Origin of the sequence: Pyramidobacter sp. C12-8 (assembly GCF_002007215.1) — a bacterium.
In the GTDB taxonomy this organism is placed as follows: Bacteria; Synergistota; Synergistia; order Synergistales; family Dethiosulfovibrionaceae; genus Pyramidobacter.
This window is the reverse complement of the sequence record NZ_MUHX01000022.1, coordinates 21,578-43,019: the sequence shown is the minus strand read 5'-3', so window position 1 is coordinate 43,019 and position 21,442 is coordinate 21,578. Positions and strand designations below refer to the sequence as shown.

Annotated in this window: 16 protein-coding genes; 3 read left to right on the top strand and 13 right to left on the bottom strand. The window is 61.7% G+C overall.

Annotation, left to right across the window (positions count from 1 at the left end; all coding sequences use genetic code 11):
• Nucleotides 1-206 (top strand): hypothetical protein (locus tag B0D78_RS12855; RefSeq protein WP_205948289.1); only part of this gene is annotated, 206 nt, incomplete at its 5' end.
• Nucleotides 207-332: 126 nt separating this feature from the next.
• Here B0D78_RS12855 and clpB read toward each other — a convergent pair.
• Nucleotides 333-2,942 carry an ATP-dependent chaperone ClpB gene (gene clpB / locus B0D78_RS08880; RefSeq protein WP_078016617.1) on the bottom strand — a complete coding sequence of 870 codons (2,610 nt, stop codon included), beginning with the start codon at nt 2,940-2,942 and terminating at the stop codon, nt 333-335.
• 209 nt (nt 2,943-3,151) lie between these two features.
• Here clpB and B0D78_RS08875 point away from each other — a divergent pair, with 209 nt between their 5' ends.
• Nucleotides 3,152-4,468, top strand: coding sequence for a M18 family aminopeptidase (locus B0D78_RS08875; RefSeq protein WP_078016616.1), 1,317 nt, complete (start codon nt 3,152-3,154; stop codon nt 4,466-4,468).
• A 59-nt stretch (nt 4,469-4,527) separates the two neighbouring features.
• Here B0D78_RS08875 and B0D78_RS08870 read toward each other — a convergent pair whose 3' ends face one another.
• The 3 genes from B0D78_RS08870 to B0D78_RS08860 are packed head-to-tail and all read right to left on the bottom strand — an operon-like array spanning nt 4,528 to nt 10,011.
• The gene (locus tag B0D78_RS08870; protein ID WP_078016615.1) at nt 4,528-5,616 is read right to left on the bottom strand and encodes an efflux RND transporter periplasmic adaptor subunit; all 1,089 of its coding nucleotides are present in this window, start codon (nt 5,614-5,616) and stop codon (nt 4,528-4,530) included.
• On the bottom strand, nt 5,613-6,905 hold the full coding sequence (locus tag B0D78_RS08865) for a TolC family protein (protein ID WP_078016614.1): 1,293 nt from the start codon (nt 6,903-6,905) through the stop codon (nt 5,613-5,615). The genes B0D78_RS08870 and B0D78_RS08865 overlap by 4 nt, the downstream gene beginning before the upstream one ends.
• Nucleotide 6,906: 1 nt before the next feature.
• Complete coding sequence (locus tag B0D78_RS08860) at nt 6,907-10,011, bottom strand: efflux RND transporter permease subunit (protein ID WP_078016613.1); 3,105 nt, start codon at nt 10,009-10,011, stop codon at nt 6,907-6,909.
• A 229-nt stretch (nt 10,012-10,240) separates the two neighbouring features.
• Here B0D78_RS08860 and B0D78_RS08855 point away from each other — a divergent pair, with 229 nt between their 5' ends.
• The gene (locus tag B0D78_RS08855) at nt 10,241-11,158 is read left to right on the top strand and encodes a TIGR01212 family radical SAM protein (protein WP_078016612.1); all 918 of its coding nucleotides are present in this window, start codon (nt 10,241-10,243) and stop codon (nt 11,156-11,158) included.
• Nucleotides 11,159-11,243: 85 nt separating this feature from the next.
• Here B0D78_RS08855 and B0D78_RS08850 read toward each other — a convergent pair whose 3' ends face one another.
• The 9 genes from B0D78_RS08850 to B0D78_RS08810 form a co-directional block, all read right to left on the bottom strand.
• Nucleotides 11,244-12,227 carry an NAD(P)-dependent oxidoreductase gene (locus tag B0D78_RS08850; protein ID WP_078016611.1) on the bottom strand — a complete coding sequence of 328 codons (984 nt, stop codon included), beginning with the start codon at nt 12,225-12,227 and terminating at the stop codon, nt 11,244-11,246.
• An 88-nt stretch (nt 12,228-12,315) separates the two neighbouring features.
• Nucleotides 12,316-12,669 carry a hypothetical protein gene (locus B0D78_RS08845; RefSeq protein WP_078016610.1) on the bottom strand — a complete coding sequence of 118 codons (354 nt, stop codon included), beginning with the start codon at nt 12,667-12,669 and terminating at the stop codon, nt 12,316-12,318.
• Between the two features lie 107 nt (nt 12,670-12,776).
• Nucleotides 12,777-13,520, bottom strand: a complete 744-nt coding sequence (gene tpiA, locus B0D78_RS08840; protein ID WP_078016609.1) for a triose-phosphate isomerase — start codon at nt 13,518-13,520, stop codon at nt 12,777-12,779.
• 93 nt (nt 13,521-13,613) lie between these two features.
• A complete protein-coding gene (fusA, locus tag B0D78_RS08835; RefSeq protein WP_078016608.1) occupies nt 13,614-15,698 on the bottom strand; it encodes an elongation factor G in 2,085 nt (694 codons plus the stop codon).
• 99 nt (nt 15,699-15,797) lie between these two features.
• A complete protein-coding gene (gene gatB, locus B0D78_RS08830) occupies nt 15,798-17,270 on the bottom strand; it encodes an Asp-tRNA(Asn)/Glu-tRNA(Gln) amidotransferase subunit GatB (protein WP_078016607.1) in 1,473 nt (490 codons plus the stop codon).
• Nucleotides 17,270-18,730 (bottom strand): Asp-tRNA(Asn)/Glu-tRNA(Gln) amidotransferase subunit GatA, encoded by a 1,461-nt coding sequence (gatA, locus tag B0D78_RS08825; RefSeq protein WP_078016606.1) that lies wholly within the window; start codon nt 18,728-18,730, stop codon nt 17,270-17,272. The genes gatB and gatA overlap by 1 nt, the downstream gene beginning before the upstream one ends.
• Nucleotides 18,730-19,026: an Asp-tRNA(Asn)/Glu-tRNA(Gln) amidotransferase subunit GatC gene (gene gatC / locus B0D78_RS08820; protein WP_078016605.1), complete on the bottom strand. Its 297-nt coding sequence runs from the start codon at nt 19,024-19,026 to the stop codon at nt 18,730-18,732. The genes gatA and gatC overlap by 1 nt, the downstream gene beginning before the upstream one ends.
• The gene (gene ligA / locus B0D78_RS08815; protein WP_078016604.1) at nt 19,019-21,064 is read right to left on the bottom strand and encodes an NAD-dependent DNA ligase LigA; all 2,046 of its coding nucleotides are present in this window, start codon (nt 21,062-21,064) and stop codon (nt 19,019-19,021) included. The genes gatC and ligA overlap by 8 nt, the downstream gene beginning before the upstream one ends.
• An 8-nt stretch (nt 21,065-21,072) precedes the next feature.
• Nucleotides 21,073-21,441 carry a hypothetical protein gene (locus B0D78_RS08810; RefSeq protein ID WP_143521806.1) on the bottom strand — a complete coding sequence of 123 codons (369 nt, stop codon included), beginning with the start codon at nt 21,439-21,441 and terminating at the stop codon, nt 21,073-21,075.
• Nucleotide 21,442 lies beyond the last annotated feature (1 nt).

The window sequence follows — 21,442 nt, the reverse complement described above, 5'->3', positions numbered from 1 at the left end:
AGGGCCCCATGAACAGCGTCTACGTGATGCAGAAGGAGAACGCTCAGCTGCAGGCCGAGGTAACCTCGCTGAAACGCACGAACGCCCAGCAGGCCGAAACGAACGCGCTACAGAGCCAGGAGATCGCCGAACTGAAGGCGATGCAGGCGGAATTGAAGGCGAACATGGAGGAAATGAGGCGTCTGCTTCGCGCTTCGCGGCGCTAGCACAGACGCAGCCAGGACTCGCGGATACGGGAAAAAACGTATCGCCCCGCGCTCCGGCGCTCGTTTCGCACCGCAAAAACGAAAAGGTCACGGCATTTTGCCGTGACCTTTTCGTTTTTGATATCGTTATTCCCGGGGCGGCTGCGCAGAAAGCGCCAGCCGGTCGCCCTGCACGTCGATAGAGAGCGTGGCGCCTTCGACGACGGAGTTGGCGATCAGGTAGCGCGCCACGAGCGTTTCGACGTTGTGGCTGATGTAGCGTTTCAGCGGGCGCGCGCCGAAAACGGGGTCGTAGCCGTACTCGGTGATGAAATCGAGGGCCGCGTCGCTGACGTTGAGCGCAATGCGGCGCTCGCCGAGGCGCTTGGCGAGGTCGTTCAGGATCAGTCCGACGATCTTGCGGAGCTGCGCCTTGTCCAGCGGCGAGAAGAGCACGATGTCGTCCACGCGGTTGAGGAATTCGGGGCGGAAGCGGCTTTTCAGCAGATCCATGACGCCGTCTCTGACGTCCGGCGGGATCGTCTCGTCGCGCACGCCTTCGAGCAGCAGATCGGAACCGAGGTTGCTGGTCATGATGATGACGGTGTTCTTGAAATCGACGGTGCGGCCGTGGCTGTCGGTGACGCGGCCGTCGTCGAGGATCTGGAGCATGACGTTGAACACGTCGGGGTGGGCTTTTTCGATCTCGTCGAAGAGGATGACGCTGTACGGTTTGCTGCGCACGGCTTCGGTGAGCTGGCCGCCCTCGTCGTAGCCCACGTATCCGGGAGGCGCGCCGAGCAGGCGGGAGACGGAGTACTTCTCCATGTACTCGGACATGTCGATGCGGACCATGTTGTCTTCGCTGTCGAAGAGCGTCCGCGCCAGCGTCTTGGCCAGTTCGGTCTTGCCGACGCCGGTGGGGCCGAGGAAGATGAAGGAACCGATGGGGCGGCGCGGATCCTTGATGCCGGCCCGCGCTCTCATGATGGCGTCGGCGACCAGCGAAACGGCTTCGTCCTGGCCGATGACGCCCTTGTGGAGTTCGTCGTCGAGGTGGAGGAGTTTTTCCCGTTCGCCTTCCATCAGCTTGGTGACGGGGATCCCCGTCCAGTCGCTGACGATGCGCGAGATCTCGTTTTCCGTCACCGACTCGCGCAGCAGCGAGCCGTCGCCCGATGCGCCGCGCAGGGCGGCTTCTTTCTCTTTCAGCTCCTTCTGCAGCTGGGGCAGCACGCCGTGCTGGAGCTCGGCGGCCTTGTTCAGGTCGTACCGGCGCTCCGCCGTTTCGACGTCGTGTTTGGTCGCTTCGATCTTCTGGCGCAGCTGCTGCACTTCCGTCAGCTTTTCCTTTTCGGAATTGTAGCGCGCCGTCAGTTCCTTCTGCCGGTCTTTCAGGTCGGAAAGCTCTTTCTGCAGCTCGGCCAGACGGGCGGCGCTGGCGTCGTCCTTTTCCTTTTTCAGCGCCGCTTCTTCGATCTCCAGGCGCACGACCTTGCGCGAAACGCCGTCCAGTTCCGAAGGCATGGAGTTGATCTCCGTGCGCACCATGGCGCAGGCTTCGTCGATCAGGTCGATGGCCTTGTCGGGCAGGAAACGGTCGCTGATGTAACGGTCGGAGAGCGTGACGGCGGCGACGATGGCGCCGTCGGTGATGCGCACGCCGTGATAGACCTGGAAGCGGTCCTTCAGGCCGCGCAAAATCGAAATGGCGTCCTCCTGGGAGGGCGGATCGACCATCACGGGCTGGAAGCGGCGTTCGAGCGCGGCGTCCTTCTCGATGTTCTTGCGGTACTCGTCGATGGTCGTGGCGCCGATGCAGTGCAGCTCGCCGCGCGCCAGCATCGGCTTGAGCAGGTTGCCGGCATCCATCGAGCCTTCGGTCCTGCCGGCGCCGACGATGGTGTGGATCTCGTCGATGAAGAGGATGACGCGGCCTTCGCTGCGCTTCACTTCGTTGATGACGGCCTTGAGGCGCTCCTCGAATTCGCCGCGGTATTTGGCGCCGGCGATCAGGGAACCCATGTCGAGGGAGAAGACGGTGCGGTTTTTCAGGTCTTCGGGCACGTCGCCCTTGAGGATGCGCTGCGCCAGCCCTTCGACGATGGCGGTCTTGCCGACGCCGGGCTCGCCGATCAGCACGGGGTTGTTCTTGGTCTTGCGGCTGAGGATCTGGATCACGCGCAGGATCTCGTCGTCGCGGCCGATGACGGGGTCGAGCTTGTCGTTCCGGGCGTACTCGACGAGGTCGATGCCGTATTTTTTCAGGGCTTCGTAGGTCTCTTCCGGATTGGCGTTCTGCACGCGCGCGCCGCCGCGCACGCTCTCGAGCGCTTTCAGAAAAGCGTCGGCGCCGACGCCGCCCTCGGCCAGCAGCTGGGCGACGGGATGACCGGGCAGGTCGAGGATGGCCGCGAACAGGTGCTCGACGGAAACGTATTCGTCGCCAAGCGCCTGCGCCCTTTTCTCGGCGTCGGTCAGGACTTTGGACAGATTCTGCGACAGGTAGATGCGGTCTTTGTCGTAGCCGCCGGTGATCCGCGGCTTGCGCTCCAAAAGCTGGGCCGTGCGGGCGCTCAGCGCCGCCGCGTTGGCGCCGGTCTTCTCGAGGATCGAAGGGATCAGTCCGTCCTTTTGCGAGAGCAGGGCGAGCGTGAGGTGTTCGACGTCGACCTCCTGATGGCCGCGCTGGATGGCCAGGTTCTGGGCTTCGGACAGGGCTTCCTGGGATTTTTGCGTCAATTTATTGAGGTTCATGGAGAACCCTCCTTTCGGGGTGCGCTTCTTTTTCACAGCTGCATTATATATGGTCAATATTGGTCAGTCAAGAGGTTCCGGAGAAATTTTTGCTTTTTATCGACCTTTCGCGGCGATTTGGCAATTCCAGGGGATCGTGCTATGATGCGTGCGGCGGCAACGACCTTGCGCGGCCGTAAAAATTTTGCGATGACAGCGGAGGGATCCTCATGAAAAACGACGTTTCGCGGCGGCTGATCGACTTTCTCGACGGCAGTCCCACGTGCTACCAGGCGATCGAAAATCTTTCTTCCCGACTGCGGGAAAAGGGCTACGCGCCGCTTCGCGAGTCCGAACGCTGGGCGCTCGCGCGCGGCGGCAAATATTTCGTAACGCGGGGCGAATCGTCGCTGATCGCGTTCCGGCTCCCCGCGGGCGAGCTGCGCGGCTTCATGCTGACGGCCTCGCACAGCGACTCGCCGACGTTCAAGCTGCGCCAGAACGCCGAAGTCCCTTCCGCGGGCAATACGGTGCGCCTCAGCGTCGAGGGGTACGGCGGGGCCATCATGCGCTCGTGGCTCGACAAACCGCTGTCCGTGGCCGGACGCGTCTTCGTCAAGGAGGGCGCGGGGCTTGCCTCCAAACTGATCGACATCGACCGCGACCTGCTCGTCATCCCCAGCCTGGCCATCCACATGAACCGGGAGATGAACAAGGGCGTCGAGCTCAAGGCCAACGTCGACATGCTGCCGCTGTTTTCCGCGGCGGGCGAGGAGGGCGCGTTCCGCCGTCTGGTCGCCGAAGCCGCGGGCGTCGGCGCGGACGAGATCGTTTCGACGGAGCTGTTCCTTTATCCGCGCACGCCCGGCACGCTGGTAGGTTTGAACGAAGAGTTCATCGCCTCGCCGCGGCTCGACGACCTCGAATGCGTGTTCTGCTGCTATAACGGTTTTGTCGAGAGCGAAAGCGAACCGTCCGCCTCGGCGCCGCTGTTCTGCGTCTTCAACAACGAAGAGGTGGGCAGCGGCAGCCGCCAGGGCGCCAATTCCACATTTTTGGAAGACACCGTCGGCCGCATCTGCGGAAGCCTGGGCATGAGCGCCGACGAGCGCGGCGCGGCCGTCGCCGACAGCTTTATGATTTCCGCCGACAACGCCCACGCGATCCATCCCGCGCATTCCGAATACGCCGACGGCAACGAGTTCCCGGTGTTGAACGGCGGCGTCGTCATCAAATACAACGCCGCGCAGAAGTACACGACCGACGGCCTTTCCGGCGCGGTCTTCACGCGGCTGTGCGAACTGGCCGGCGTGCCGGTGCAGCGCTACAGCAACCGCGCCGACCTGCCGGGCGGCTCGACGCTGGGCAACATCAGCGGCTCGCACCTGTCGGTGCCGACGGTCGACATCGGCCTGCCGCAGCTGGCCATGCACAGCTGCTATGAAATCGCCGGCGTCAAGGACGCCGAATACCTGATCGCCGCTGCGCGCGCGTTCTACGGCAAAAGCTTCCGCCACGGCGCGGACGGGCGGATCGCGCTGGAATGAACCATGTTGCGACAATAGAAAAAGAGGAAGGAACCGCGCTCTGGTTCCTTCCTCTTTTTCTATTGCATCAGCCTGACGGGATCGCCGTCTTTGAGGGCGTTGCCGCCGAAGACGATCACTTCGTCGCCGTCTTTCAGGCCCGCCAGGATTTGCACGTCGACTCCTTGCGAGATGCCGGTTTTGACCTTGACGACTTTCGCCGTTCCATGCTCGTGCAGCACCAGTTCATTGTTTTCCGGATCGGCGGTGCGGTCGAGGCGCAGCGCGCTTGTCGGCACGACGAACGCGCCGACGGCTTCCCGTTCCACGACGAAGGCGCGCCCGAACATGCCGGGGCGAAGTTTGTCGCCCGCCGCGGCGTTCTCCAGCTGCGCTTCCACGGAAGCGGTGCGGGATTGCGGATCGATGTAATCGTCCACTGCGACGATCTGCGCCCTGAACTCTTCCCTGGGGAGCGCGTCGAGAGAGAGAAGCACCGACATGCCCGGATGGACGGAGTAAAAGCGCTTTTCCGGCACGCGGAAGGTCGCCTTGATAACGCTCAGGTCTGCCAGCTCCGCCACGGGCGTGTTGGGGGAGAGCATGGCGCCGGGAGCGAGGGCATAGTCGTTCAGCACGGTGCCGTCGATCGAAGCGGTGATGATGTATTCGTCGCGGGTGACCGTGAGGCGGTCCAGATCGGATCTGGCGGCGTCGTATTGCGCGCGGGCGCTTCGATAGGCCGTGTCTTTGCTGTCGAGCAGCTGCTGCGTGCTGAAACCCTCTTTTTTCAAACGCTGGTACCGCTGCAGCTCGATCTGCGCGTTGGCCCATTCGGCGCGGGTGCGGGCGACGGCGGCCCGGGCCGCGGCGATCTGGGCGTCCTGTTCGGCGTGGGCGAGGACGGCGATCTGCTGTCCTTTTTTGACGACGGCGCCTTTGGCGACGGTCAGTCTTTCCAGCCGTCCCGTGACGCGCGGATAGAGGACGACGCGCTGCAGCGCCTCGAGCGAGGTGTTTTGCGTGAAGCCTTCGCGGATCGTCGCGTCGGCGCGCAGCACTTTGATCCGCACATAGGCCGGCCCGGCGGGGGCCGCCGCGATCGGGGCCGGCCGAAGAGGCGACAGTGTCAGCGCCAGCAGCGGTATCAGGCAGAAACGTTTTTTCATCGTTTTTTCCCTTCCAGCGTCCAGGGAATCAAGGCTCCCTCGGCACGTTTCAACGCGACGACTTTCATCAAATGGTCGAAGAGCGACTGGCTGTAATCCTTGCGCGCCGCCGTCAGGTTGGATTGGGCTTCCAGCAGGTCGAGCTGCGGCGTCACGCCTTCGCGGTAACCGACCTGGGAGAGGCGCAGCGTCTCCCGGGCCAATGCCAGCGACTTGCGATGCGCTTCGACTTGAACGGCGCTGTCGCCGATCTCGACCCAGGCCAGCTCGATCTCCGAGAGGACGTCCAGTTCTTTCTGCCGCAGTGCCTGTTTGTTCTGCTCCTGAACGGCCTTCGCCTTCATGACTTCGCCGCGGGTCTGCCCGCGGTCGTAGAGCGGGATCTCGAGGGTGAGCGTCGCTTTCCATGAGTCGTCGCCGGCGTCCTGGTTACGATATGGATCGGAGTAGTCGGCGGCCGCGCTCAGATCGAAACTTGGCTTCATGGCGCCGCGGACGATCTTGATCTGTTCCGACTGGATCGCGATCTGTTTTTCCAGCATGGCGACGTCGGCGCGCTGCTTTTGAGCCAGCGCGACGGACTGCTGCGCCGTGCCCCGGGGATCGGCGAGTTCGAGGGTCCCCTTGGGGAGCAGCGCGCTGGAAGGCGCCAGCCCCATCAGGTTCAGCAACGTGATGCGCTCAGCGTCGAAGGCGCCGCGGCTGGAAGCCAGCGCCGCCTCGTTGGCGCTGAGCTTCTGTTCGGCGCGGATGACTTCGAGCTGATTGGCCAGGCCGACCCCGAGCATTTGCCGGACTTCCCGCACGTGCGTGCGGGAAGTCTCCACGGCGTCCTGCGCCGCGGCCACTTTCTCGCGCGCGAGGATGACGCCGTAAAAGGCGTCGTAAACGTTCACGGCCAACGCCTCTTCCGCTTCCCGCACGCCGAGTTCCGCCTGCGACAGCGTCGCCTGCGCCTGACGCCGCTGGGCCGCGTGCCTGCCGCCGGCGTAAAGGTTCTGCGTCAACGCGATGCCGGCGCTGACGCTGTCGGTCCGCGAAGTGCCGATGACGGTGGGGGAACGGTTGTCGCTGTATTGGCCGGTCAGGCTCAATCGCGGCAAAAAATTTCCCCGGGCCTGCACGACGCCGCCTTTGGCTTTGTTGAGCTCCTGCCGCCGGGAGTTGAGAGTCGGGCTCTGTTCCAAGGCCGTGACGATCGCTTCGCCGATCGAGAGGTCCTGAGCGCGCAGCCCGGCGGGGCAGAGGAGAGCGCCCGCAAGAAGAACCGCCCGCATGATCCGTTTCATGTTACGCTCCTTTCGTCTGCGAGAACGCCGCCTTTTTCATCCGGCGTCCGCGGCGCACGGCCTTGGCGCGATGGAGTTTGCCCTTGACGAAATCGGCGAAATCGTCCATCGACAGATACACGACGGGGATGACGAGCAATGTCAGCAGCGTGGAGGTGAAAAGGCCGCCGATCACGGCCGCGGACATGGGCTGGCGCACTTCGCCGCCAAGGCTGAGGCCAAGGGCGATCGGCAGCGTGCCGATCATCGTCGAGGTCGTCGTCATCAGGATGGCCCGCAGGCGCAGCGGTCCGGCGTTCAGCATCGCCGTGACCTTGTCCAGGCCCTTGGCGCGTTCCTTGTTGGCGAAATCGACGAGCATGATGGCGTTGTTGACGACGATGCCGATCAGAAGGATGATCCCCATCAGGCTCATGACGCTCAGCCGCAGCCCCATCAGGTAGAGGAAGCCGAACGCGCCGCTGGTCATGAGCGGCAGGGAGAACATCACCGTCAGCGGGTGCAGGAACGATTCGAACTGCACGGCCATGACCATGTACACGAGCACGACGGCGAAAACGATGCCCGTGACGATATAACCGAAGCTCTCCCGCATGTTCTCGGAATCCCCGGCCGGCGTCATCGTGAAGAGCCCGTTCTGCGGGGCGTGGCGGCGGAAGACCTCTTCCATGATCTGAATGCCTTCGCCGGGCGAGATCCCTTCGGTATTGGCCTGGATCTGGATGGAGCGCTGCCGGTTGTAGCGCTTGATGACGTTCGGGGCCATATCCATGACGGGCGTGACCAGACCGTCGGCGCGGATCAGGTCGCCGCCGTTCGTGCGCACGAGCGTGTTGAGCACTTTATCCGGCGTGTTGCGTCCGGGTTCGTCGGCGCGGATGCGGATGTCGTAGCGGTATCCTTCGTCGTTGAACGTGCCGGCAGTCGTGCCGCCGAACCAGGCGTCGAGCTCGGACGAAAGCGTCCTCACGTTGACGCCGAGGTCGTCCGCCAGGGCGCGGTTGAGCTCGAGGTTGATGCGCGGCTTGTTCATCTGCAGGTCGGTGACGATGTCGGCGAGGCCGCGCTTTTCGCGCTGCAGGTCGGCCTTGATCTCGTCGCCGAGCTTGGCCAGCTCTTCGGTGGTCGGCCCCTGGATGACCAGCGTCAGATCGCTGCCGCCCCAGTTGCCGAGCTTGATGTCGACGTCCTTGTACGCGGCGAGCTTCTCGCGCCATTCGCGCATGATCGCGCCGGACGAGGGCCTGAGCTTGCGGTCGACGAGATGGACGTGTAGCGTCCCCTTGTACACGGCCGAACCGGCGCCGCCGCCGGCGTTGCCGTAGGTATACAAAACCCGCGGATCCTGCTGGACCGTTTCGGAAAGCTCCTTCATGAAGGCGAGCGTGCTCTCGATCGAAGCGTCGGCCGCCATTTCCACGCTGATGTTGAAGCGCCCCTGGTCTTCGTTGGGGAAGAATTCGCTGCCCAGCTTCCCGGCGATGAAAATGCCTGCGGTGAAAGCGCCGACGGCGATCGCCAGCGTCGAGAGACGGTGGCGGACCGCGGCTTTCAGGACGCGGCTGTAACCGCGCTCGAGCCAGATCAGCGGTTTCTCCATCCAGTTCTGCCAGCGGACCGGCTTTTTCATGCGTCCGAGCAGGTTGGCGCACAGAAACGGCGTCAGCGTCACCGAAAGGAGCAGGGAGATGGCGATCGTCACCGTCACCGTGGTGCCGAAGGAACTGAAGAAACGTCCGATCATGCCGGGCATCAGCGCGACGGGCAGGAACACGGCGATCGTCGTCGCGGCGCCGGCAATGACCGAAGCGCCCACTTCGCTCGTGCCGTCGAGCGCCGCCCGCATGGCCGTCTTGCCCATCTCGCGGTGGCGCTGCACGTTCTCGATCACGACGGTGGTCGCGTCGACGACCATGCCGACGGCCAGCGACAGTCCCATGGCGCTCATGTTGTTCAGGGTGAATCCCATGCCCCAGAGGACGATGATACTTCCCAGAAGGCAGACGGGGATCGTGATGACCGTGACGATGGTCGCCCTGAAAGTGCGCAGGAACAGGAACATGATCAGAGAGGTCAGCAGGATCCCCATAATGATGTCGTCGCGCACGCCGTGCATGGAGTTGAGAATGTAGACGGAGTTGTCCTGAACGACTTTCAGCGTCACGCCGGGAGGCGCGATGCCGTTCAGCTCTTCGAGGCGTTTTTTCACGCCTGCGGCAAGATCGACCTCGTTGGCGCCTCGCTGCTTGCGGATGAAAATCAAGATGGAATCCTTGCCGTTGTAGAGGGCGACGTTCCTGACGTCTTCAAAGCCGTCTTCGATGCGGGCGATGTCGCGGAGGCGGATCACGGCGCCGTTGACGTTTTTGATCGGCAGGTTGGCCAGCTCTTCGACGCTGGCATATTCTCCGTTGAGGCGGATCCCGTACTCCTGCGCGCCGGTCTCGACCCGTCCGGCGGGAAGCTCTACGTGCTTGTTTTGAATGGCGTTCTTCACTTCAAGGGCCGTCAGATTGCGCGACTCCAGTTTGTACGGATCGACCCAGACGCGGATCTGGCGTTCCTGAAAGCCGCCGCTTTCGGCGCCGCCGACGCCCTGGACCGTCTGCAGACGTTCGAGGGCGACTTTGTCGACGAACCGGGAAAGGTCGCGTCTGCTGGTTTGACCGGTGCTTTCGACGGCAATGAACATGACGGGACGGTCGTCCATGTTGAACTTGTCGGTCTGCGGGCTTTTGGCGTCGTCGGGAAGACTGCTCTGCACCATGCTGGCCTTGCCGCGGACGTCGGCGGCGGCGTTGTCGATATCGCGCTCGAGGACGAACTCGACGATGATGAAGGAGCGTCCCTCGTAACTGCTCGACGAGATGTTTTTGATGCCCTCGATGGTGTTGATGCGCGCTTCCAGGACGTCGGTCACGTCGTTGTCGACGATGGCGGGACTGGCGCCCTCGAGCGTCGTGCGAACCATGACGACGGGGATATCGACGTTCGGCATCCGCTCGATGCCGATCTGATACAGGCCGTACAGTCCAAAGACGATCAGCGCCAGAGTGCCGATAATCACGCCGACAGGCCTGCGCATCGAACTTTCGACAATTTTCATCTTATCCGTCCTTTCCCGCCATCGAACGGCGCCCTGAGAGAAGACGCGCCAATTTCACCGTGCTTGAGTTATAATAGCTCTGATTTTGAATTATATCTCTATTTTGAACGCGCGCAATGTAGATTATGACAATCGAAGCGTTAACTTCGGAGAAATTCAAAAAAAATAAATCCATGCGATCGCGGCGGAGCGGTCCGAAACCGCCCAATCACAGAGGAGCGCGAGATTCATGAAGCACCTGTTACGATGGTCGGCCGTCCTGCGGCGGCAATTCGGCGAACGGGTCCAGAAAGTTTCCCTGGATATCGGCGCCGGCTGCCCGCATCGCCAGGGACTGCGCGGCGGCGGCTGCATTTTCTGCGACGAAAGGGGAGGCGGCAGCGGCGCCTTCATTCAGGGCATATCCCTGCGGGAACAGGTCAGAAGAGGGATCGCCGGAGCCTGGAAACATTACGGCACTCGTTCCATCATCCTGTACTTTCAGAGCTATTCGGCGACCAATCTGCCGCTGGAACGGTTCGCGTCGGCGCTCAACGAAGCTCGCGACGCCGCGGCCGCTTTGGGAGCGAACGTGCGCGCCATTTCCGTGAGCACGCGCCCCGACCTGCTCCCCGAGCCGGTCCTCAATTATCTGCAGGAGCTGGCGGAAAACTGCCAGATCTGGCTGGAGCTCGGCGTGCAGACCACGGACCCGCAGGGATTGCGGTGGCTGCGCCGCGGGCATGGATTGGACGTCGTGGAGCAGGCTCTTGCCCGGCTGAGCAAAACGCGCGTGCAAACTTGCGCGCACCTGATCGCGGGCATCCCGGGTGAACGGGAAGATCAGCTGACGCGGTCGGCTCTGTGGCTTGCGGAAAGGGGAGTGCAGGCGCTCAAATTCCACCCGCTGTATGTGCTGCGCGGGACGCCGCTTGAAACTCTGTACGCGGCGGGGCGATTCGAGCCGCTGAGCCGGAAAGGATACGTCGGGCGTCTCGTCGAAGCTCTTTGGAAATTGCCCGACGGGATCGTCCTGCAAAGGCTGACGGCGGGCGTGAGACCGGCGCAGCTGGTCGCGCCGCAGTGGATCTTGGACAAAGAATCGTTGGAACGGCAGATCGCCGCGCGTTTCATTTTCATGCCGCCTCGTCAGAACTCCGTCCGATGATCCCGGCGGGATGGCTATAAAACTATTATAAGACAATATTAAAAATCGACACGCCAGACTTCATAAAGACTGGCGTGTCGATTTTTTAACGGAGATGCCGAATATAGTCTTCGTTCAACAGGCCGGGGATCGTCCTGTTGGCGAAGAACGCCAGGACGGAATCGACGGCGCCGCGGCACTCGCGCCGCAGAGCTTCGGCAGTCCAGCCGGCGGAGTGGGGCGTGAGCAGGGCGCTGCCGCAGCGAAGAAGCGGATTTCCGGACTGCGGCGGTTCGACCTGAAAGACGTCGACGGCCGCGGCGGACAAGGGGCCGTTTTCGAGCGCCCGGGCGAGCGCCGCTTCGTCGACGAGCGCGCCGCGGGCCGTGTTGACGAAGACGGAGCCGGGCTTCATCATTTCGAAGAGTCGCTCGTCGAAAAATCCCCGCGTGGCTTCGTTCACCCGGCAGTGAAGGGTCACGGCGTCGCACTGAGGCAGCATCTCTTCCAAAGTCTCGACGAAAGAGAACCGGCCGTCGTCCGGGCGCCCGTCCCGGGCATGAGGGGAGTAGACGAGCAGACGGCAGCCGAAGGGGACGAGCCGGTCGAGGACTTCGCGGCCGATCGCCCCCAGCCCGACGATCCCGACCGTGGCACCGCGCAGGTCATGTCCCAGCAAAGAGTCGGAGCTGCGCCAGCCGCCCCGGCGGATGACCGGCAGCTGCAGGTCGAAGCGCCGCAGCGCGGCGATGATCAGCATGACGGTATATTCGGCGATCGTCGTCGTGTTGGCGCCGGGGACGCATGAGACGGCGACGCCGCAGCGGGCGGCATATCCGACGTCGATATTGGAAGGCGGGCCGCCGCACTTGGCGATGAGCTTGAGTCCGGTCGCCGCCAGCAGCTGATCGTTGGATATCGCCGTCGCGGAGGTAATCACGACCGCCGCGGAACGGGCAAGGATCTCGTCGATCTCCTCGGGCCGCACGGGACCGTCGGGATTGACAAATTCGACCGCGGCGATCTCGCGCAGCGCGGCGAACCATGCTTCCGGTCCTTCCGGTTCGATGACTGTCACACATGGTTTCATGTTCGAAAAATCCTTTCGCCTACGCATAAAGCGAATCCCCAGAAGAGAAACGTCTCTTTTCCGGGGATTCGCCATCGAGTCAAATACCTTATTTGCCGATCATTTTGCCCATTTCGTCAAGATGCTTGCTCATCTGCTCGAGCTGCGCTTTAAAGGCGTCGTATTCGGCGCGGGCAAGATTCTGGGTGAAAGCCGTAAGCTCGTCGACGGATTTCTGCATCGAAGCCAGGTCTTTTTTGACCTGGGCGATCTCGTCATTCGGCATCTGACCGACGGCGGACGTCTTGATCTGATCCAGCTCGGCCTTCAAAGAGTCGAAACGGCTGTTCGTCACCGTAGCCAAAATATTCAGGAGCAGAACGACGCCGAGAACGATCAGAACGATCTTCTTTACCCCCAGACCTTTGACGTATTCAGCGATCTTCGTTTTTTCTTCCAACATGTTTATATGCCTCCTTGAGATTTTGTCCCGATCGTTTTTCATGGTGTCCTATAATGTATCTTATGTTACGCGCAGGGGAATTCTTGCCGATTTTGGCTGGATACAAATCAGAGCTCGGCGGCGCGGAAATTTTTCAGGATCGCGAAAAAATCGCGCGCTTTCAATGAAGCGCCGCCGATCAGGCCGCCGTCGATCGACGGCCGGCTGAAGAGTTCCGCCGCGTTCGACGGTTTGACCGAGCCGCCGTACAGGACCGGAACGCGAACCGAATCTTTGATGAGGCGGCAGACTTTTTCCGCGTCTTCGGCGCTGGCCGCGCGGCCGGTGCCGATGGCCCAGACCGGTTCGTAAGCGACGATATACGCCGCGCCGGCGGGAAAGTCTTTCACGCCTTTTTGAAGCTGATCGGAAATGACGGCGGCCGTTCGCCCGGCGTCGCGCTGTTCGAGCGTTTCGCCGACGCACAGCACCGGGATCAAAGCGGACGCCAGGCAATTCAGCGCTTTTTTGTTGACCAGCTCCGAAGATTCGCCATAGATATGACGGCGCTCGCTGTGCCCGACGATCACGTACCGACAGCCGGCTTCCTTCAGCATCGACGGCGCGACCTCGCCGGTATAAGCGCCTTCGCCGTGGTCGCTGGCGTTTTGCGCCCCCACGTTGATGCCGAGGTTCGTGAAGTTTTTCACCGCTTCGGGAATGAGGACGAAAGGAGGAAAAACGCAAATCTCCGTTTCGGCGTTCAAGCCCGGCCGCTCCGAAAAGAAGGCGGCGCTCTCGGCGGCAAAATCATTTATGGCGTGAAGGCTCTGGTTCATTTTCCAATTGCCGAACAGGAAAATTCTTTTCATGCCTGACCTCGCTTTTCTGCACCGTTGGTTGTCAAAAAGCCTGCTTCCCGGCATGGCATTCACTCGAAAAGCAGGCTTCCGTCGCATCAAAAACTACTCTTCTTCCTCGGTCAGCAACCCCTGGCGTTCGGAGACGATCTTTTTCGTGATCTCTTCGGGGACGGGATCATAGTGCGAAAAGGCCATTTCGTAAGTTCCGCGTCCGGAAGTCATCGAACGCAAGTTGATGGCGTACTGGAACATCTCCGCCTGAGGCACCTGCGCGTTGACGACCTGGAGATGCCCCAGCGTGTCGACGCCCATGATGCGGCCGCGGCGGGTGTTGAAATCCCCCATGATCTCGCCGAGATACTGATCGGGGACGATGACTTTCACGTCCATGATCGGCTCGAGCAGGATCGGCGAAGCTTCGGCCATCCCCTTCTTGAAGGCCAGGTGCGCCGCCGTCTTGAAGGCCATTTCCGAGGAATCGACGTCGTGATACGAACCGAAATACAGCGACGCTTTGAAGTCCACCGTCGGGAACGCCGCCAGCACGCCCTTGTTCAGGCACTCGCGCAGCCCTTTTTCGACGGCGGGGATATATTGTCTCGGCACGGTGCCGCCGGTGATCTTGTCTTCGAAGACGAAGCCCTCTCCCCGCTCGAGGGGGCTGAACTCGATATAAACGTCGCCGTACTGGCCGTGGCCGCCGGTCTGCTTTTTGTGCTTGCCCTGCGCCTTGGCCGACTTGCGGATCGTTTCGCGATACGCGACCTGTGGCACGCGGGTCTTCAGGTTGACGCCGAAGCGGTCTTTCAGCTTGGCGAGAACGATGTCGAGATGGAGATTGCCCATGCCGGAAAGGATGTTGTCGTTCGTTTCCGCGTTTTTCTCGAAGCTGACCGTGGGATCTTCTTCGGTGATACGGCGGACCGCCGTCCCCAGCTTGTCCTCGTCGGCGCGGCTCTCGGGATCGACGGCGACCGAATACACCGGGCGCGGGAACTTGATGGCCGGATAGAGCACGGTGCTGCCGGCCTTGCCCATCGTATCGCCGGCCCGCGTGCTCTGCAGCTTGGGAATGGCGACGATCATGCCGGTCGTGACTTCCTTGACGTCGACGCTCTCCTTGCCCTGCATAATCTTGAAGGTGCTGACGCGCTCCTCCTGCCCGGTGCTGACGTTGAAGATCGGTTCGTCGGTGGTCAGTTTGCCGGAATTGACGCGGACATAGGAAAGTTTGCCCACGTAAGGATCGACCAGCACCTTGAAGCACAGGCCGCTGAACGTGGCGTCGTCGTCCGGCTTGATCGTGATCTCTTTCTCCCCTCCCTTGACCGCGGGGCGTTCGCGCATCTCCAGCGGGCTGGGAAGATAATCGACGATCAGGTCCATGAGCTGGCGGACGCCGATGTTTTTCAGCGCGGAACCGGGCATGACCGGGAAGATCTTGCACTTGTAAATGCAGCGCTGCAAAACGGGAAGCAGTTCGTCGATGGGGATGTCTTCGCCGTCGAGATAACGCATCATCATCTCTTCGTCTTCTTCGACGATGGCTTCGACGAGATAGCCGCGGGCGCGGTGCGCGTCGCTGATCATCTCTTCGGGGATCCCCTGCTCTTCGAATTTCCCCGAATCGTCGTTGTAAACGTAAGCGATGTCCTTGAGGACATCGACGACGCCCTTAAAGGAGGCTTCGCTGCCGATCGGGAGCATGAAACGGTAGGCGCCCTTGCTCAGATTGGCGCGGATCTGTTCGTAAACCCCGTTGTAATCGGCGTTTTCGCGGTCCATCTTGTTGACGAAGAAAATGGTAGACGTCTCGAACTCCCGTGCGAACTCCCAGGCTTTTTCCGTCTGCACTTCAACGCCGTCGACCGCGCTCACGAGCATCACGGCGGAACCGGCGACGCGCAGCGAGCTGCGCAGGTCGCCAATGAAGTCGGCATAGCCGGGAACGTCAAGGACAAAGACTTTTTTGCCCTTGTAGTCGTAATTCAGGAGGGAGGTGCTGATAGAGATCTGGCGTTTTTGTTCTTCGGCAGTGTAGTCGGAAACGGTGTTCCCGTTTTCCACGCTGCCCCGGCGGGTCGTGACGCCGGCGTCAAAGAGCAACGCTTCCGCAAGCGAAGTTTTGCCTGCGCTTCCGTGAGCAACAATCGCGATACTTCTGATGTCTTCCGTTTTCATTCCCATATCTCTTGCCAACCTCCTCGATGATTTCGGCGATGACACAGTTCCTTGTTTAAGTTTTTCTATACTCCCGTATTTTAACAGATTTATTCAAACATAACACTACTCCTTCGCAAGAAACTCGTTCAAAGCTTTCAAAACTTCGTCCGGTTTCGCCTGTCCGCGGCTCTCCTTCATGACCAGCCCCATGAGGAACTTGAGCTTCTTGTCTTTCTTGTCCTGGCCGGAACGGATCACCTCGACGACGTCGGCGTTGGCGCCGGCGACCGCGGCGATGATTTCCCGCAGTCTGTCGCCGCCCACCGCGCCGGTCTGGATGCCGCAGGCCTGAATGGCCTGTTCGAGCGTCATCTCGCTGCCGGCGAGTTTCTCGAAAACGTCTTTCGCGGCCGTCGTGGAGATTTTTTTGCCGTCGACGAGCTTGATCAGCCCGGCCAAAGTTTCGGCGCTCACCGGGGCGTCGGCGATCTCCCGGCCCCGCTCTTTCAGCGCTCTCATCAGGTCGGTCCGCACCCAGTTCGAAGATCTGACCGGCTCGCCGCCGGCTTTCACGACGTTCTCGTAATACGCGGCGACTTCGGGCGTCTCCGTCAGCACCAGCACGTCTTCCACAGGCAGCTTGTACTGCGCGAGGAACCGTTCGCGCTTGGCGTCGGGGAGCTCCGGCATGGCGGCTTTGATGCCTTCGATGTACTCGTCGTCGAGCAGCAGCGGCGGCAGATCGGGCTCGGGGAAATAACGGTAGTCGTTGGACTCTTCTTTGCTGCGCGACGGCGTTGTGATGCCGTCGGCGTCGTCCCAGTTGCGCGTTTCCTGAGCGATCCGTTCGCCGCGGGCGAGCAGGTCGCGCTGGCGCAGCGTCTCGTACTCGAGCGCGCGTTCCAGCGCCTTGAGCGAGTTCATGTTTTTGACTTCGACGCGGTTGCCCCAGCGGCCGTCGGAAACTTTCTGCGAAATGTTCGCGTCGACGCGCATAGATCCCTTTTCCATGTCGCCGTCGGAAATGCCCAGATAGCGCACCAGCTGGCGCATGGCCGACACGTACTCGCGGGCCTCGCGCGGCGAAGCGATGTCGGGCTCGGACACCACTTCGGCGAGCGGCACGCCGCCGCGGTTGTAATCGACGAAAGACTGGCTGGAGCCGACGATCCGTCCGTCGGATGCGACGTGAACGAGTTTGCCGGCGTCTTCTTCGAGATGGAGCCGCGTGATGCCGATGCGGCGGGGCTGCCCGTCGTCGCCGGTGATGGTCAGATAGCCGTTCTCGGCGAGCGGCACGTAGTATTCGGTGATCTGATACGCCTTGGGAAGGTCGGCGTAGAAATAGTTCTTGCGGTCGAAGCGCGTCAGTTTGTTGATCTTGCAGTGCAGCGCCAGACCGCCGCGCACGCCGAACTCGACGACTTTCCCGTTCAGGACCGGCAGAGCGCCCGGCTGTCCGGTGCAGACCGGACAGACATGGGAGTTCGGCGTTGCGCCGATGTAGTCGGTCGAGCAACTGCAGAAGATCTTCGTTTTCGTGTTGAGCTGGATGTGGATTTCCAGCCCGATGACGGTCGTGAATTCAAGAGCCATTAACGGACACCTCCCTCGGCGATGCGGCCTTCCGCCTTTTTGCCAAGAGCGGCGGCCATGTCGAGAATCGCCGCATCGGACCAGCGCGGGCCGATCAACTGCATCCCCAGCGGCAGTCCTGCGGACGAAAAGCCGGCGTTGAAGGAAATGCCGGGCAGACCGGCCAGATTGACGGGGATCGTGAAAACGTCCGCCATATACATCGTCAGCGGCGCGCTCATCTCCCCCAGTTTGAAGGCGGGCGTCGGCGAGGTCGGCAGCAGGATGGCGTCCACCTGTTCGAAGGCTGCGGCGAATTCCTGCTTGATGACTTTGCGGACCTTTTGCGCCGTCAGATAATAGGCGTCGTAAAATCCCGAGCTGAGCACGTAGGTGCCGGTCAGGATACGGCGCTTCACTTCCGGGCCGAAGTTTTCCCCACGCGTCTTGACGTAAAGCTCGAGCAGCGACTTGGCATCCCCGTAAGCGGCTCCGTAGCGCACGCCGTCGTAACGGGCGAGATTGGAGCTTGCCTCCGCGGGCGCGAGGATATAATAGCAGGCCAGTCCGTACTCAAGCGCTTTCGGCAGAGCGACTTCAACGATCTCCGCCCCCAGGCGGCGGCATTCTTCGATTTGTCCGTCCATCGCCGCCTGCAGGTCGGCCGTCAGCTTGCCGTCGACGAGCTTCGTCAGCACGCCGATCTTCTTCCCGCACAACGGCGCGTCGCTGAGATCGAAACGGGGCGCGGGACGGTCTTCGCTGGTCGAGTCGTGAGGGTCGAACGCGCAGATCGCCGAGAGGATTAGTTTGAGGTCTTCGGCGGTGCGCGCAAAGGGGCCGATCTGGTCGAGCGACGAGGCGAAGGCGACCAGCCCGTAACGGCTCACCTGCCCGTAGGTCGGTTTCATGCCGTAGAGCCCGCAGAACGAAGCGGGCTGGCGGATCGAACCGCCGGTGTCGCTGCCCAGGGAGATCGGCGCATAACCGGCGGCGACGGCGGCGGCGCTGCCGCCGGAACTGCCGCCCGGCACGCGGCCGACGTCCCAGGGGTTCATCGTCGGGCCGAAAGCGGAGTTTTCCGTGGAGCCTCCCATGGCGAACTCGTCGCAGTTCGCTTTGCCGAGAATGACGGCGCCCTCGGCCCTCAACATCTTCACGACGGTCGCGTCGTAGGGAGGCACCCAGCCGGCGAGGATTTTGCTGGCGCAGGTGGTCGGCATGTCGCCGGTGCAGATGTTGTCTTTGAGGATGACGGGCACGCCCATCAGGCGCCCCGGATCGCGGCCTTCCGCGACGGCGGCGTCGACGGCGGCGGCGGTTTTAAGCGCGGAATCCGCCGCGATATGAAGCATGGCGTGAAGGTGGGATTCCATTTCCCGCATGCGCTCAAGGCACGACCGCACGACGTCGGCGCACTTGAAACGGCGCGCCTTCAGTCCCGCGACGATTTCCGCGGCGCTCAGTCTGTACAGCTCCATCACTTGTCGCCTCCGATGCGGGGGACTCTGATGAAGTCGCCTTCGCGCGAGGGCGACTGGTTCAGGATCGCTTCCCTCCGGTCGTTCTCCTCCACTTCGTCGTCGCGGAGGCGGACCGGCCGGGTATCTTCCATCGTGAACGGATCGACGGCGCTGAGATCGAGCTCCTCGAGTTTGGAAAAATAATCGAGAATGCCGTTGAAGTGCTCCGACAAAGAATCGAGCTCTTCAGGGGCGATCTCCAGACGGGCAAGCTTGCCGATCTTCAGGACTTCTTCCTTGGACAATCTAGGCATCGTTCGTTCCTCCAGACATGTGCTGCGGTAATTTATCGATCATGGCGAAAAATTCCTCTTCGTTCAGCGTCGGCACGTTCAGGCTGAGCGCTTTTTCGGCCTTGCTGCCCGGCGCCTCGCCGACGACGACATAGGACGTCTTTTTGCTCACGGAAGCGACGTTTTTTCCCCCGCGCTGCGCCACGAGTTCCTGCGCCTGCGCCCTGGACATACGCGAAAGCTCCCCGGTAAAGACGAACGTCTTGCCGGCCAGCGGCCCTATCGGGGCTTCCGGCGCCGTTTCGCTCCGCATGGATACGCCGGCTTCGCGCAGTTCGTCGATGAGCCGCCGGTTATGCTCTTCGCCGAAAAACGCTTTGATCGACCCGGCGATCACCGGTCCCACGCCCTCGACGGCGGCGAGCCGTTCTTCGTCGGCGGCGGCGATCTCATCGAGCGACGAAAAGCGTTTCGCCAGCTCCGCCGCGACTCCCGCGCCGACTTCCCGGATCCCCAGCGCCGTGATCAAAAATTTCAGCGGGCGCTCTTTGGATTTTGCGATGGCCTGGATCAGTTTCCCCGCGGACTTTTCTCCCATGCGGTCCAGACGGATAAGCGGCTCGACGCGCAAGGCGTACAGATCGCCGAAACTCTTGACCAGCCCGCTCTGGACGAGCTGTTCCGCCAGACGGTCGCCGATGCCCCGAATGTCCATGCCCTGGCGGGAGGCAAAATGGATCAACCCTTGGGTCAGCTGCGCCGGACAGGATCTGTTGGGACAGCGCAGCGCCACTTCGCCGGGAAGCTTGGCCACGGCCGCTCCGCACACGGGACACGTTGCGGGCATCGTGAAAGATTCCTCTGTGCCCGTACGGCTGGCGGTGTCGACGCGGACGATCTCGGGGATGATCTCGCCGGCTTTGCGGACCCAGACCTGGTCGCCGACGCGGATGTCCTTGCGCTGGATCTCCTCGTCGTTGTGGAGGCTGGCGCGTTTCACCACCGTTCCCGAGATCAAGACAGGGGTCAGAATCGCCACCGGCGTGAGCACGCCCGTGCGGCCGAGGGAAATCTCTATGCTCTCGAGTTTCGTTTTTCGCTCTTCCGGCGGATATTTATAGGCCACGGCCCAGCGGGGCGTTTTGACGTTGTTTCCCAGGATCTTCCAGTATTCCGTCGGATCGGCCTTGAACACGGCGCCGTCCGTCGCGTAGGGCAGACTGAAACGTTCGCCGCTCCATCGCTCCAGGAAATCGAGAACCTCGGCTTCCGTCCCGGCCCGGCGCCAGGCTCTCTGCACGGGAAGCCCGCGGGCTTTCAGCCATCCGAGGACTTCCGATTGGCTGTGCAGGCCGTAGGATTCCGCATCCTGCACATAGTAGGTGAAAAGGCGCAGATTCCGTTTGGCGGCGACCGCCGTGTCAAGCTGTCGCAAACTGCCCGCCGCCGCGTTGCGGGGATTGGCGAAAAGCGGCAGCCCCGCTTCTTCCCTTGCGGCGTTCAGTCGAGCGAATCCCTCTTTGCTCATGTACACTTCGCCGCGCAGCTCCAGATGCCCCGGGACATCGCCGAGGAGGCGAAGCGGCAGGTCTTTGACCGTTTTCAGATTTTCCGTGACGTCCTCGCCGACGATACCGTCGCCGCGGGTCGAAGCCTGAACGAATTTGCCGTCCTCGAAGATCAAAGACACCGCCAAGCCGTCGATCTTCAATTCGCAGCACCAGGGGATCCACGGTTGCCCGACGCCTTCTGCCGCCCGCTGCAGCCAGTCGTGAAGCTCTCCCTTCGAGAAAACGTCTTCGAGGCTGAGCATCGGTTTGGCGTGCGCAACTTTTTCAAACGCCTCCAGCACCGTACCGCCGACGCGCTTCGACGGAGAGTCGTCGCGGATCAGGTCGGGATGTTCCCTTTCGAACTGAAGCATCTCGCGCATCAGCGCATCGTATTCGTCGTCCTCGATTTCCGGGGCGTCCAGAACGTAATAGAGGCGCCCATGACGATTCAGCTCGTCGACGAGCCAATGATAGCGGTCCAGTTTTTCCTGTTCCACGCAGAACACCACCCCTGTCACATTGCCAGCGGCGGGGAAAAAGCCGCTGCCCGAGCGATCTTCCCGATTTTATGAAGCGAAGCGGGACAGATGCTCATTATGTATGCAGAACATTGATAAATTCTAACCCCAAAATGCTTTTCCAGCAAGAGATTCCCGCCGTTCGAATGCGGAAGACGATAAATCACGCGGGCTTCGGCGCCATTCGCCGGCAGATGGATATAAAAGAAACCGCCGGAGCTGCGTGCTCCGACGGTTTGCGTTGTCCCTGGGATTTTATGCGCCGATTCCTTGCTGATCACGATCATCGGCACAAATTCTAATAGGAATCTCGTTTCTCCGTTGCTGATCTCTGCATCATAATGAACAAAGAGATGCCCCTTCAAT

Bases quoted from the DNA above. Each gene is read 5' to 3' on its own strand.
- B0D78_RS08860 (WP_078016613.1), bottom strand. From the start codon at position 10,011: ATGAAAATTGTCGAAAGTTCGATGCGCAGGCCTGTCGGCGTGATTATC.
- gatC (WP_078016605.1), bottom strand. From the start codon at position 19,026: ATGCCTAGATTGTCCAAGGAAGAAGTCCTGAAGATCGGCAAGCTTGCC.
- B0D78_RS08865 (WP_078016614.1), bottom strand. From the start codon at position 6,905: ATGAAACGGATCATGCGGGCGGTTCTTCTTGCGGGCGCTCTCCTCTGC.
- gatB (WP_078016607.1), bottom strand. From the start codon at position 17,270: ATGGCTCTTGAATTCACGACCGTCATCGGGCTGGAAATCCACATCCAG.
- B0D78_RS08850 (WP_078016611.1), bottom strand. From the start codon at position 12,227: ATGAAACCATGTGTGACAGTCATCGAACCGGAAGGACCGGAAGCATGG.
- tpiA (WP_078016609.1), bottom strand. From the start codon at position 13,520: ATGAAAAGAATTTTCCTGTTCGGCAATTGGAAAATGAACCAGAGCCTT.
- gatA (WP_078016606.1), bottom strand. From the start codon at position 18,730: ATGGAGCTGTACAGACTGAGCGCCGCGGAAATCGTCGCGGGACTGAAG.
- B0D78_RS08875 (WP_078016616.1), top strand. From the start codon at position 3,152: ATGAAAAACGACGTTTCGCGGCGGCTGATCGACTTTCTCGACGGCAGT.
- fusA (WP_078016608.1), bottom strand. From the start codon at position 15,698: ATGGGAATGAAAACGGAAGACATCAGAAGTATCGCGATTGTTGCTCAC.
- clpB (WP_078016617.1), bottom strand. From the start codon at position 2,942: ATGAACCTCAATAAATTGACGCAAAAATCCCAGGAAGCCCTGTCCGAA.
- B0D78_RS08845 (WP_078016610.1), bottom strand. From the start codon at position 12,669: ATGTTGGAAGAAAAAACGAAGATCGCTGAATACGTCAAAGGTCTGGGG.
- B0D78_RS08870 (WP_078016615.1), bottom strand. From the start codon at position 5,616: ATGAAAAAACGTTTCTGCCTGATACCGCTGCTGGCGCTGACACTGTCG.
- B0D78_RS08855 (WP_078016612.1), top strand. From the start codon at position 10,241: ATGAAGCACCTGTTACGATGGTCGGCCGTCCTGCGGCGGCAATTCGGC.